Origin of the sequence: Agarivorans sp. OAG1, assembly GCF_037076485.1 — a bacterium.
Taxonomy (GTDB): domain Bacteria; phylum Pseudomonadota; class Gammaproteobacteria; order Enterobacterales; family Celerinatantimonadaceae; genus Agarivorans; species Agarivorans albus.
In genome coordinates this window covers 4,199,540-4,212,259 of record NZ_AP028990.1, presented here as the reverse complement: position 1 = coordinate 4,212,259, position 12,720 = coordinate 4,199,540, and the positions used below count along the sequence as shown (strand labels likewise).

13 protein-coding genes are annotated in these 12,720 nt (G+C 44.8%); 9 read left to right on the top strand and 4 right to left on the bottom strand.

All coding sequences use genetic code 11. The features are described 5' to 3' along the window. Positions 1-6: 6 nt before the first annotated feature. The 5 genes from OAG1_RS19180 to OAG1_RS19160 all read left to right on the top strand — a co-directional run bounded on the left by OAG1_RS19180 (position 7) and on the right by OAG1_RS19160 (position 4,554). Positions 7-252: a YecH family metal-binding protein gene (locus OAG1_RS19180; RefSeq protein WP_016402283.1), complete on the top strand. Its 246-nt coding sequence runs from the start codon at positions 7-9 to the stop codon at positions 250-252. 341 nt (positions 253-593) lie between these two features. Then, positions 594-2,213, top strand: coding sequence for a methyl-accepting chemotaxis protein (locus OAG1_RS19175; protein WP_338622373.1), 1,620 nt, complete (start codon positions 594-596; stop codon positions 2,211-2,213). A 32-nt stretch (positions 2,214-2,245) separates the two neighbouring features. Further along, on the top strand, positions 2,246-3,454 hold the full coding sequence (locus tag OAG1_RS19170) for a hypothetical protein (RefSeq protein ID WP_338622372.1): 1,209 nt from the start codon (positions 2,246-2,248) through the stop codon (positions 3,452-3,454). An 8-nt stretch (positions 3,455-3,462) separates the two neighbouring features. Then, a complete protein-coding gene (locus OAG1_RS19165; protein WP_220720108.1) occupies positions 3,463-3,873 on the top strand; it encodes a phosphate ABC transporter substrate-binding protein in 411 nt (136 codons plus the stop codon). Between the two features lie 90 nt (positions 3,874-3,963). After that, on the top strand, positions 3,964-4,554 hold the full coding sequence (locus OAG1_RS19160; protein WP_016402279.1) for a YhgN family NAAT transporter: 591 nt from the start codon (positions 3,964-3,966) through the stop codon (positions 4,552-4,554). Positions 4,555-4,659: 105 nt separating this feature from the next. On the opposite strand, the gene OAG1_RS19155 is transcribed toward OAG1_RS19160, so the two are convergent. Genes OAG1_RS19155 through rsmD form a run of 3 tightly spaced genes read right to left on the bottom strand, consistent with a single transcriptional unit; the run spans position 4,660 to position 6,841 of the window. Further along, complete coding sequence (locus OAG1_RS19155) at positions 4,660-5,952, bottom strand: BamA/TamA family outer membrane protein (RefSeq protein ID WP_338622371.1); 1,293 nt, start codon at positions 5,950-5,952, stop codon at positions 4,660-4,662. Continuing rightward, complete coding sequence (locus OAG1_RS19150; protein WP_338622370.1) at positions 5,949-6,215, bottom strand: DUF1145 domain-containing protein; 267 nt, start codon at positions 6,213-6,215, stop codon at positions 5,949-5,951. Before OAG1_RS19150 ends, OAG1_RS19155 begins: the two co-directional genes overlap by 4 nt. Before the next feature lie 11 nt (positions 6,216-6,226). Then, positions 6,227-6,841: a 16S rRNA (guanine(966)-N(2))-methyltransferase RsmD gene (rsmD, locus tag OAG1_RS19145; protein ID WP_040307299.1), complete on the bottom strand. Its 615-nt coding sequence runs from the start codon at positions 6,839-6,841 to the stop codon at positions 6,227-6,229. A gap of 104 nt (positions 6,842-6,945) precedes the next feature. On the opposite strand from rsmD, the gene ftsY reads away from it, so the two are divergent. From ftsY to OAG1_RS19125, 4 genes are read left to right on the top strand one after another with little or no spacing between them, the layout of a single operon-like run. Continuing rightward, complete coding sequence (gene ftsY / locus OAG1_RS19140; protein ID WP_338622369.1) at positions 6,946-8,373, top strand: signal recognition particle-docking protein FtsY; 1,428 nt, start codon at positions 6,946-6,948, stop codon at positions 8,371-8,373. A gap of 35 nt (positions 8,374-8,408) precedes the next feature. Beyond that, a complete protein-coding gene (gene ftsE, locus OAG1_RS19135) occupies positions 8,409-9,086 on the top strand; it encodes a cell division ATP-binding protein FtsE (protein ID WP_016402274.1) in 678 nt (225 codons plus the stop codon). Next, a complete protein-coding gene (ftsX, locus tag OAG1_RS19130; protein ID WP_338622368.1) occupies positions 9,086-10,045 on the top strand; it encodes a permease-like cell division protein FtsX in 960 nt (319 codons plus the stop codon). Before ftsE ends, ftsX begins: the two co-directional genes overlap by 1 nt. 45 nt (positions 10,046-10,090) lie before the next feature. Next, entirely contained in the window at positions 10,091-11,248 is a 1,158-nt protein-coding gene (locus OAG1_RS19125) for a hypothetical protein (RefSeq protein ID WP_338622367.1), read from the top strand. A gap of 75 nt (positions 11,249-11,323) precedes the next feature. On the opposite strand, the gene OAG1_RS19120 is transcribed toward OAG1_RS19125, so the two are convergent. After that, a complete protein-coding gene (locus OAG1_RS19120; RefSeq protein WP_338622366.1) occupies positions 11,324-12,625 on the bottom strand; it encodes an MATE family efflux transporter in 1,302 nt (433 codons plus the stop codon). Positions 12,626-12,720 lie beyond the last annotated feature (95 nt).

The following is a 12,720-nucleotide window of genomic DNA, read 5'->3' as shown; positions in this document are numbered from 1 at the left end:
GTAATAATGAGTCAGTCGATTCACGGGCATCAAGTGATGCAGTTGATGTTAGAACAAGGTGGTAGTTTCACTTCTGCGTCTCTAGAGGCGTTAATGAAAGAAACATTTGGTGAAGACAGTGAGTACCATACTTGTCGTCAAAAAGGCATGAACGCCCAGCAATTGATCGTGTTCTTAGCAGAACGTGGCAAGTTCATCGAAGCAAAACAAGGCTTTACTACTGCTGAATCAAAGATCTGTTCTCACAAATAAACCTGCCTTATATGGGCCATTTCAGGCCCTTTTCATATATAAACGACTAATAATTTAGTTATAACTGATATTACTTGCTATTTATCACTCTTATAGTGTTTAATTCATCTTTCTTTGCTGTTTCCCCATCTTATCTGGAATAAACATCTATAATTTCTTATGCACCTAGGCTTTTAGTCGGAACGGAATAAGTGGTTTAATCTAATAAGATTTCTAACAACATTTAAACATGTGTTTTAATTGTTTTGGATTTGCTTAACAACAGAGAAGTTATTTAAACATTCAGTTGATGGTGCCGATACATAAGTTATCGATACTTGTATTTACATGGAGTGGTATAAATGGATTTGGCTAGACGTCTAAAAATAAGCCATAAGGTTGGGATCTTGGCGGCAATTGCTGTTGTTGGGTTTGCAATCTACTTGGTAAACAACATGCAAGTTCAGCAACAAAGCCAGTTCAATATTGAACAAATTAGAGACCAGTACTTCCCAGCCTTAGACACCGCAACGGTTGCGCAAAACACCCTATATAACGTAGACCAACTACTACAAACAGCAGTAACCACTGGTGAAGAAGAATCATTAGATGCGGCTGATGAGCAAAATCAGCTGTTAAACGATAAGCTAAATGAGCTAATTACAATTCTGCCTAGCGCTAGGCAAGACGTAGAGCAATTGCAAAGCCTGCAAAATAAGTATTACGGCCAAGCTAGAGGCATTGCCATGAGCTTGGTGGATGGCAGTGCCGACTTCGCCACTTTACCTGCCAAAGCTGAGCGCTCCGCCGCGGTACTGCAAGAGCTGACTCAAGGTTTGGCAAGTTTGCGGGTAAACACCGAAAAAGCCTTTAACGAAACCATAGATGGCACCATTGCTAGCTCTCAGTCTGCGGTTACCACTGGTATTATTTTGGGCGTGGCCACCATTGTAGTGGTTATCTTCGTCGGCATTATGACCACTCGCAGTATTGTTAATTCGATTGCCCAAGTGACTTCATCATTGCGTGAAATCGCCGAAGGTGAAGGGGACCTTACGGTTCGTGTTGACTACGACGGTAAAGATGAAATAGCCACACTGGTTCATTGGTTTAATCAGTTTATTAGTAAGATGCAAATTAGCATTGCTACAACCACCGAAACTGTGCAAGCCCTTCAAGATGTGTCTACTCGCTTAATGGAAACCAGTAAACATACTGCGAGTAGTATCGAGTCTCAAAATCACTCGGTAGATGCGGTAAGTGCGGCAATTCAAGAAATGACCGCTAGTGTGCACCATATTGCTGATTTTGCCTCGCAAGCTTCTCAAGAAGCGTCTTCTGCAAACAGTTCCGCGCAAGAAGGCAACCAAGTTGTAGAAAATACCATCTCAGTAATTAACGATTTAGCTGAAGAAGTGAACGGTACTGCACAAGCGATTAACCAGCTTGAATCTTATACCAGCAATGTAGGTGTGATTTTAGATGCGATTCGAGGCATTGCAGAGCAAACCAATTTGCTAGCCTTGAATGCTGCTATTGAAGCAGCACGCGCCGGCGAACAGGGACGAGGTTTTGCGGTAGTAGCTGATGAAGTTCGCACCCTTGCCTCGCGCACCCAAGACTCTACTCAAGAAATTCAACAAGTATTAGAAGAGCTACAAAAAGGCTCTGGATCGGCTGTTGAAGCTATGAACCGCGGTATTGAACAAGCCGGTTTAAGTGTTGAGCAATCTGCTCAAGCGGGTAAATCACTAATGGATATCACCGGTAAGGTGGAATCAATTCATGCTGTGAACGAGCAAATTGCAGCAGCAACAGAAGAGCAAACTAAAACTTCAGATGTTATTCACAACAGCGTGAATGACATTCAACAAATATCTCTCGCGGTGGCAAAAAGTTCTAGCGAAATAGACAACGTTAGCGAGGATGTAAGGCAAGTAACTCAGCGATTAAGTGACGTTATTAGCCAATTTAAAGTGTAAATAAAAAAACTATAAAAGAAAGGAGATGCCCCATGGATTTAAGGGCGTGGCAGGCGTTACCAATATGCTTATTGAGTGGCGCAGTAATGGCAGACGAAGCTCTCGAGCAACGAGTAAATGATCTCGAGCAAGAGGTGCAGGTTCTAAGAGAACAAAATCAGGATAATGCCTTTGATAGAATCAGCTTTAACGGTTTCTACAGCGTGGGCATTAATCAAGCTAACAATAACCTAGGTTATGCCGGTTCTACCGACGAGTACGATTTTAATAATCTTACTTTGGTGGGCCTACAGGGTGACTTTGCTTTAGCTGACAGTACCAGTGTAACGGTGCAGTTAGTGGCACGTGGTGAAGATGACTTTAGCCCAGATGTTGAATGGGCTTATTTAAAGCATACCTTTGATAACTACATTACAGTGCGTGGCGGTAAACTTCGCTTACCTATGTATATGTATTCTGATTATCTAGAAGTGGGTTACGCACAACCGTGGGCTCGCCCGCCAGAAGAAGTATATGGTTTTGTGCCATTTAACTCTTTTGTAGGTGTTGATGGTAGCTACGACTTTGAGTTTGATAACTCAACCCTAACGGTACAGGGCTTTTGGGGACAGTCGGAAGAAGATGGCACAAACTACGATGACATCTTAGGAGCTAACCTTACTTGGGCTATCGACGATTTCACCGTTCGGGCTGTTTACGGTGTAACTAAAATTACCGTTGACCCAAGCAATCAACCCGATGCCCAGGTATTGGCCGATAAAAACAAATCTGACTTCTTAGGTGCAGGTTTTAGCTACGATAACGGCTCCTTGCTTGTTGTGTCAGAGGTGACTCGTGCAACGGTTGAAGGCGGTTATTCAGATGTTGATTCAGGTTACTTTACTCTAGGTTACCGCTTTGGCAAGGCGATGCCTTACGGCACTATTGCTGGGATGAAAACTCAGGATGACGACGAGCGTGTAAATATTTTTGTGCCTAACCCAGGTTATGACCCGACCCTACCAGACGGGCCGACTAACCCGCCTGTTGTTTCTACTGATTCTTCATTCATCTACAGCGGTAAACGTACTTCGTACTCTTTAGGTTTACGCTACGACTTACTGTCTAATCTAGCAGTGAAGTTTGACGCTACTTTAGTGAATGGCTTTGGTGATACTAACGGCTTGCTTGAAAGCAAAGTGGCTGGTGCAACCGAAGATAGCACTACAGTTTACAGTATCGTATTTGACGGCGTATTTTAGGAGGAGTCATGAAAAAACTATTATTGGCTCTGTCTTTGAGCGTATTTAGTCTAAGTAGCTTGGCTGCTCCGGTAGTGATTGCAAACCCTGCGGGCCCAGACGCTTTATCAAAAGCAGAAGTGAAAAAGCTGTTTTTAGGTAAGCTTAAAAAGCTACCTAATGGCACACCACCAGTGGTGATTGAATATAAAGAAGGCGACGCATTACGTGCTAGCTTTCACGATGCTGCGACCGGTAAAAGTGAAGCCCAGCTTCAAGCTTATTGGTCAAAGTTAATCTTCACTGGTAAAGCTAAGCCGCCTAAAACGGCTGCTTCTCCGTCAGTTGCTGTATCAGAAGTTGCTGGCAATGCCGCTGCTATAGCCTATGTTGACGAAGCGGATGTAACTGACGCAGTAAAAGTCGTTTATAAACCGTAAATAAAGCTAAGCTATAAAAGAGTCAGGGTGTTATGCTCTGGCTCTTTTTTATTTCTTAGACAAAATAGTCGTTATTTAGTGAGTTAACCAATGGATATGTTATCAGCAGCAGTGATGTTGTTTTTGATTATGGATCCGCTAGGAAACCTTCCTGTGTTCCTTAGCATGGTCAAACATCTTGACCCAAAACGTCGGCGAATCGTTTTACTGCGCGAGCTGGTGTTTGCCCTTACTGTTATGTTTGCCTTTTTGTTTGCTGGTGAGCAAATTCTAGGTTTCTTAAATCTTCGACAAGAAGCGGTAAGCCTTGCTGGCGGGATAATTCTATTCCTTATTGCCTTGAAGATGATTTTCCCTCAGCCCGGTGGTGTTGCTGGTCTTGCAGCGGGTGAAGAGCCCTTTTTAGTGCCGATGGCAATCCCAATGATTGCCGGCCCCTCGGTACTTGCATCGTTAATGCTGCTGGCAAATCAAGATGGTAGCCGGATGCTAGATTGGTCTTTGGCGCTACTCATTGCGTGGGGCATTAGCGTAGTGATTTTCTTATTTAGTGGGGTGCTTTTAAAACTGCTGGGTGAGAAAGGCTTAAAAGCCATGGAGCGTTTAATGGGCATGTTGCTTATTATGCTTGCGGTGCAAATGTTCCTTGATGGAATAGCCGATTATTGGCAATCACTATAAGCAGAATGGCTAGCCTTGCGGATTCCAGCTTTAAACTGGTAATCCGCAAGTGTATTAAGCCTGTTGATCTTTAGAGCAAAATTAACCACGGAAGACTTGCAAATCTTAGTAAGGGTGATTAATACCTAAACGAAAAATGCTGTCATCGCCGCTGGTAGCAAAATCACCGCGTAGTACAACACCTTCCATCATTACTCTAAGACTGCCGCCTATGCTGTATTTCATATCTTGGTGTAAGGTTGCCAAGTTGTATTCATCGGCCACTCGGCCAATTTCAACAAAGGCTACCCAGTACCAAGCAGGTACGTTAAACCAATTTACAACTGGCACTTTGGGAAGTGGGTTCCAGTTGGGTGTGAAGCGGTATTCTGCCGAATAATAGATCATCGAACGGTCGTGATAGCGGGCAGTTTCATAGCCTTTAAGCCTGTCCATTCCCCCTAAACGAGAACCAGCAAACCACGCAGGGCGGTGAAATTGCTGTTCGCCATTGTTGTAAGAACTATGGTTCCAAGTGGGGGTATCAGAGGTGGCAAAACCAAACGCTAAAACTTGGCTTTGTGCCCAAGAGGTTTTTGGCAAACTGATATATTTAGAGGCCGAAAGCTCCCACATCGTCCACGAAGGTCGCTCACTATCGCCCCAATCACGGCTTACATTTAAGCGCTGTCGGCTACCTGCTGTTGGGTTTTGATGGTAGTTACGATTATCGTATTCGAGTTCTAAGGTAAGGCCCGCCGAGGTATTAGAATCTTGCAGTTGGTTATATTCGCCAACATCTTGTTTCCAATAAAAAGGTTCAAGTTGAATAATGGTGCGACCGCTGGTGAGTGGATTCCATTCTTTAGCGCCTGCTTCGTAACCTTCCATTACTTCACCGCGGTTTACTCTAAAAGTGTGAACTGCTGAGTTTTCACCGTGGCCTAGAGGCAGTAAATAGCGAAATCTAAAGCGATACTCTTGGCCTTTGCTGTGGGTATAAACACGGTTCTCTTGGCTAGAATCATTGCTACCCGCTCGCTCTCCTGGGTAATCCGAATTACCGTTAATATATTGCGGATCGCGAGTAAAATTAGTTTGATACAAAGTGGTATCAAAAAAGATCCGATCAGCAAAAGGCATTTGATAGTCACCGCTATACAAAAAGCCCATCCAGCTATCGTTACTGGTTACAGTCGCCGTTGCCACCATGCTAGAGCTGGGTTGAATATGTCCTGCCGCGCCTACGCCAACACCCACGCCCCACTGGAGGTTTTCGGTGTAATAGGCATAGGGTAATACTTGGGTCCAAGCTCCGCTGCGTTGATGTTTAGCATCATCAATGACCGTAACGCTCATCGCCCAACTAGGCAGACTTACAAAGCAAATGCTCGCCAATAGTAACTGGCGTGTAATCAAGAGTCTTTCCCAGTCATACGTTTGTGAATTTGCCACATAGCAAAAAAGCCAAAGAACATAATTTGTAGATTATCACCTTTCTTCAACACGCCAGCTTCAACTAAAGTGCCTCGAATGGATAACAGCTGAACGCCGTGCAGCAATAACAAAAAACCACCCACTAGCGGTAAAATCCAATTGTAAGGCGGAACAAAAATAATTGGGCTGAGTAGCATCGCTAACCACATGGCAGCCATAAACAGTTTGCCAATTTTAATAAACATAAATAGGGCTCTTAAGTTAGTTGGTATAAACGGTAGCTTACTTGGCCTGCTTGTTTTTCTTTTATGCAGTGCCAGTTTGCGGGTAATTGGGGCTCGTTGGCTTCGTTCTCAAATTCAAGATAAACCAGTGCGTCGGGTTTTAACCAGCCGTTGTCATTTAGCATTGCGCAGCTAGGTGCTAGTAGCTCGCAACGAAACGGCGGGTCAATAAATACAATGTCGTAGGCTTCGCTTGGTGTTTGCTTTAGCCATTGCAAGGCATCTTGGTTAATTAACTTTGCTTGCTCGCTGCTAAGCTCTAATACTTGTAAATTGGCCTTAAGTTGCTTAGCGGCTTGCGCATCTTTCTCTACAAAGGTGGTAAAACTAGCAAAACGCGACAAGGCCTCAAAACCTAAGCTGCCACTTCCAGCAAAAAGATCTAAACAGTGGCTGTTGTGCAAATAGGGGCTTAACCAGTTAAATACGGTTTCTTTAACTCGGTCGGTAGTAGGGCGTAAGCCTTGGCTATTCAGCACCTTGAGCTTGCGCCCGCGCCATTGACCAGCGATTATGCGTACCTGGCCACTGCCATTATTAGATTTGTTACTTTGATTTGAATGTTTTCTTGAGGAAAGCCGTGCCATTTACTTAGACCATTGAGAAACTGTGATAATATCCGAGCAATATTGATTGGACGTTGGCATTGTAACAGCCAACGTCGTTTACTGGTAAAAAAGGTTTTGCAGTAATGGCAAAAAAGAAGGGCCTATTTTCTTGGTTTGGCCGAAAAAAAGATGACGAGCAGCAACAATCAAGCGATCCCGCCGCAGAACAACAAGATACTCAGCAAGCTGAGTTAGACGCCCAAGCAGAACGCGAAGCACAAGCAGAACGTGAAGCACAAGCAGAACGTGAAGCTCAAGCAGAACGTGAAGCTCAAGCAGAACGCGAAGCGCAAGCAGAGCGCGAAGCTCAAGCAGAACGCGAAGCGCAAGCAGAACGTGAAGCGCAAGCAGAACGCGAAGCGCAAGCAGAACGTGAAGCTCAAGCAGAGCGTGAAGCTCAAGCAGAACGTGAAGCTCAAGCAGAACGTGAAGCCCAAGCCGAACGCGAAGCCCAAGCAGAACGTGAAGCCCAAGCAGAACGTGAGGCCCAAGCAGCACAAGAGGCCGAACTAGCGGCGCAGGCTGAACAAGAAGCCGAGCTAGCCGCAGCGTCGCAAGCTGCTGAGCCAGTGAAAAAAATGGGCTTGTTTGCCCGTTTGCGTGCAGGCTTAAGGCGTACCCGTAAGAATTTTGGTTGGGGTTTCTTTTCTCTCTTTAAAGGGCGAAAGATCGACGATGAGCTGTTTGAAGAATTAGAAGAACAGTTATTGGTGGCGGATGTTGGCGTAGATACCACTTTAAAAATTATCGAAAACCTCACCAGTCACGTTAAACGTAGCGACCTACAAGATGGTGAAGCCTTATACCAGCAACTAAAACTCGATATGGCTAGCATGCTTAATCAAGTTGAAGCGCCTTTAGATTTAGATAGTAGTGATGGACCGTTTGTTATCTTAATGGTTGGGGTTAATGGTGTGGGTAAAACCACCACCATCGGTAAGCTTGCCAAGCAATATCAAAGTCAGGGTAAATCGGTGATGTTGGCCGCGGGTGATACCTTCCGCGCCGCTGCGGTAGAGCAGCTGCAAGTGTGGGGGGAGCGTAACGAGATCCCGGTAATTGCTCAACACACTGGCGCCGACAGCGCTTCGGTAATTTTCGATGCTTTTCAAGCAGCTAAGTCACGAAATGTAGATGTATTGATTGCCGATACAGCAGGTCGCTTGCAAAATAAAGCGCATCTAATGGAAGAGTTGAAGAAAATTGTACGAGTAATGAAAAAGCTCGACGATGCCGCTCCTCATGAAATTATGTTAACTATTGATGCCAGCACTGGCCAAAATGCCATTAGCCAAGCTAACTTGTTTAACCAAGCAGTGGGCTTAACGGGTTTAACACTTACCAAGTTAGATGGCACCGCTAAAGGTGGGGTGATTTTTGCCTTAGCCGACAAGTTTGCTTTGCCTATTCGTTATATTGGTGTGGGTGAAGGCATTGATGATTTACGCGAGTTTGAGTCACAACCCTTTGTTGATGCGCTATTTAGCAGCGAAGAGAGTGAAGAGGCGTAGTTAAACGCTGCCTAAACAGTATAAAAGGTCTAGGAATGATCCGGTTTGAGCAAGTAAGTAAAATTTATCCAGGTAGTCAGCGAGCCTTACAAAAAGTCTCGTTTCAACTAGAACAGGGAAAAATGGCCTTTTTAACCGGCCACTCTGGCGCAGGAAAAAGTACCTTGCTCAAACTTATCACCGCCATGGAGCGCCCCAGCGACGGTAAAGTATGGGTAAATGGCGACGATATTAGTCGTATCACTCATCGAAAGATCCCTTATCTTCGCCGTCAAATGGGGGTGATTTTTCAAGATCACAAACTGCTAATGGACCGTACGGTATTCGACAATGTTGCTCTGCCTTTAGTCATTGAAGGCTATAGCATGGGCAATATTAAACGCCGCGTGGCCGCTGCCCTGGATAAAGTGGGGCTATTAGACAAAGCCAATTGCACCCCGGTTATTCTCTCTGGTGGTGAGCAGCAGCGAGTAGGCATTGCGCGCGCTGTAGTTAACAAACCTGCTATTTTGATCGCCGATGAGCCAACCGGTAACTTAGACCCAGCATTGTCCTTAGAGATTTTCCGCTTATTCGAAGAGTTCAACCGCGTAGGTGTTGCGGTGCTTATCGCAAGTCACGATTTAAGCCTAATCGCTAAAATGCACTATCAGCGACTTATTCTCCAAAATGGTCAGTTGCTTAATGCCTCACAAGCCGAGGAGGTGCAGTAATGGCTGGCGCTAAACCGCAGGTGAAAGTCGCGTTTCCGGTACGCTTTATGATGTTTTGGGTACGCCATTTACAGCAATGCATTGCCAGCTTAGGCGAGCTTTGGCGCACCCCTGCTAGCTCAATGCTTACTTTAGCGGTAATCGGCGTTTGTTTGGCTTTGCCAGCAAGCTTTTATTTGGCCACCAAAAATGTCCAACAGCTTACTGCCTACTGGAAAAGCGACGCTCAAATCAGTTTGTTTCTAAAACAAAACGTTACCGAACAACAGCGCGATTTATTGCAAAAAAATATATCCAGTATGCAGCAAGTTGCTGCTGTGGGGCTGGTTACCAAGCAACAGGGCTTGGCCGAGTTCCAAGCCAACAGCGGTTTTGAAGACGTGCTCGCTTTACTGCCAGAAAACCCCTTGCCCGATGTATTACTGGTGCTGCCAAGTGCCGAGTACAGCTCCGCTAGCGCTGCAAAAACCTTACTCGACAGTTTGCAAGAGCATAGCTTGGTTGAAGAAGGCCGTTTAGATGTTGAATGGTTACAACGTTTAGACACCATTGTAAGCATGCTGCAGCAAGCCGCTTGGCTGCTGATTATATTGTTGCTCACCGCGGTGGCCTTAATTGTAAGTAATACTCTGCGATTAAACATTCTCAATCGTCGTAACGAAATCGAAGTTATGAAATTGGTCGGCGCTACTGACGCCTTTATTCAACGGCCGTTTTTATATACCGGATTTTGGTTTGGCATTGTAGGCGGCTTAATGGCTTGGGTATTGTGTAATATTCTGCTTATTTGGACCGAGTACGCCCTGCAGCAAATCGGTTTGTTGTACCAACAAGACATTTACCTTTCGGGTCTAAGTATTCAAGAGTTTGGCTGGTTAATCTTATTTGCGACTTTACTGGGTTTAGGCGCATCGTGGTTCTCGGTAAATCGCCATATTAAGCAAATAGAACCAAGCTAGGCGGAATGAGAAATAGCTAGTTATTCAAAAATGGAGTAATTCTGCATGCCGGCCTCAGCCTTCAGGTTATTTAATCTAGCACTTGCTCTGCCGGCACTTTTCTCCATATTTGCTATATTACTGAACATTTCTTTTCTTCATCTCATAATCGATAAACACTTCATTATTCTTCCTTCTGTCTGGTCTAGCACACCCAGTGGCATAAAAATGCTAACTGCGATCAGCGTAAATATTTGGCTTCCTGCTTTTTTGATTGTGGGCATCTTCATCTCCTTTAGTTTTCATCGAAAGGCGATTATGTCACCGCCTTTTAGACGTCATTTGAGCATTGCTTCAATATGGATAGTGGCGCTATTTTTTGAAGCCTTAGCTTTAAAATATAAAGGGATGAATCACGGTGGGTTGTTCATGATAGGTTCAGTATTCTTGGCTTTGCCGTTTGTAATACTGGTAACTATTGTAGGTAGTTCATCGGTACTAAAAGAAATTGAGAGTTTTCGGCAGGCTCCAAGGATATTTGATCCTTTCTTTCCGGCGAGCATTTTATTATGGGCGCTACCCATACCTTTGTTCACGCTTATGTTAATTAGTTTGCTGTCTGTGCTGTCTTGGTCTCCGGTCTCTTTATCTTGGAAGATGAATAAGGATTTCCATAAACTCTGTGAAGATACAGGTGTTGAGTATTTTGCTCGCCCTTCAGGCAAAGTACGTTCGGTTGCTTACTTGAGCACTCTTAATCAAGAAGTCGTTGATTCTAAACATGCTGAAATAGTATTGAATCAAGAGGGGAGACTCAAAAGAACATTATATGAGGCTTATGGAGACCGGTTCGAAAGGGAGTTAACCCTCAAATTAAGCGAAGGAGAATCGGACTTAGTTAGAGTAGAAGAGGTAACTCTCAAACTTGAAGAACCTTTTTATGGAGCTCCTCAGTCTTTAACTAATACTGTAGACTCTGGCGTTGATGCTGTAGAAGCGGATATTTTGGTGTATTACAACATAGAGCAAGCTTTGTATGAGGCTCGTAGGTTGAAATGGTCGGGGCCTAAGCATTACACAATTGAAATTAGTGATCGTCGTTCTGATGAGTTACTTGGAGTAATGAGGTACGTTATTGATAGAAGTAATCGACGTGCTTGTGGGGCTAACCTAGACAACACAATTGACGAAGACTATTTTGTGGTGACTGCTCTTACTCGTTAAGCGTTATTAGGTCTCATTGGTTTAAATTTTAGAAGCTATTTAAACTACTTCTCGTTTTAATACCCAACTTAAAGTTTAGTCCGGTGCTAACTTACGCTTCCATTTATCGCTCTTCCAGCGGCGCCAGTTTATTTGGCTACGTAGGAACTCGTCTACCATGCCTGCTAGTAACACCGCATATAAACCATAACCTAGGTAAACGCCGGTAAAGTAGGCCAGTGGTACTGAGAATAGCCAAGTCACCGCAATGGCGTTACCGGTAACAAACACTGCGTCACCACAACCGCGCAATACATTGCCGCTGATTATATTAATTGCCCTTAGTGGCTCGTTAAGGCTGTGAATTAAACATACCACCACGCCTAGGGCGAGTACTTCAGGGTTACTGGTAAATAAACCTAGTAAGCTTTGATGAAAGATAAAGATAATGCTGGCAACAATAGCCACCGCTATTAAGCCCCAGCGCATGCCTTGGCGCATTTGTTGGTGGCAACGTTCAAAGTGGCCAGCACCTGCAAGTTGGGTCACTAACATGGTATTAGCAATGCCTATGGCGACTAGCATCATGGTGCAATAAACGTAGATGTTTAGTGCGTAGATACGCACGGTGAGCGAGGTTTCGCCAAACTGGACAATCATTAAGTTCATGACCATCACAAAGCTTTGGTAAGAGAAGGGCTCGAGCGCAGAAGGTACGGCAATTTTTAGAATAGGTTTAAGGCTAAGAGCTGGCTGTTTAATCGCCTCGGCTAAGGGCAGCTTCACTTTTATTAACAGCAATACCACTAACAAACTAAAGCTAAGGCTTAGCAACCAAGCAATTAAGCTGGCTAAGGCTACCCCAGTCACGCCCATTGGTGTTGCGCCAAACCAGCCCAATACCAACACGCCATTGCCAATAATATTGGTGACCAGCATGAGCGCCGCCGAAATGGTGTTCCAATGAGATTGACCATAGCTATTACAGATGTTGGCTAAGGTCATTCGTAAACCCATAAAGCCCACACCCGCCCCAGCGAGCACTAAGTATTCGGCGGCTAATAGGCTCATGTCTGGAGGAAGGCTCATCCATTGGCCAATGTTGCTGGCTTGGCTTACAAAGAATAGCCCGCAGAGTAGCCCTGCAAGTACACCGAGTATTATCAAGCCGGCTAGAATCAAATTAGCCCGTTGATAGTTTTGTTTGCCCATGTACTGCGATGCCAAACTTGCGCCAGCGATGCCTGTGGCCGAGAAAAATACAATGGCCATTGAGAACCAAGGCATCACTGCACCTACCGATGCGGCGGCTTGATCAGAGACTTGGCTAAGGAATAGCGCGTCAAATACCGGTACCGACATGTTCAGCATGAACTCGCCAAAAATAGGCAAGGCCATTCCAAACAGTCCTTTTTTTAGGGTTTTACTCTGGGTAGTAGACGACATGCTGACCACAAACTAGCAAGAAATTGCGCTTATACTAGGCACTTCCT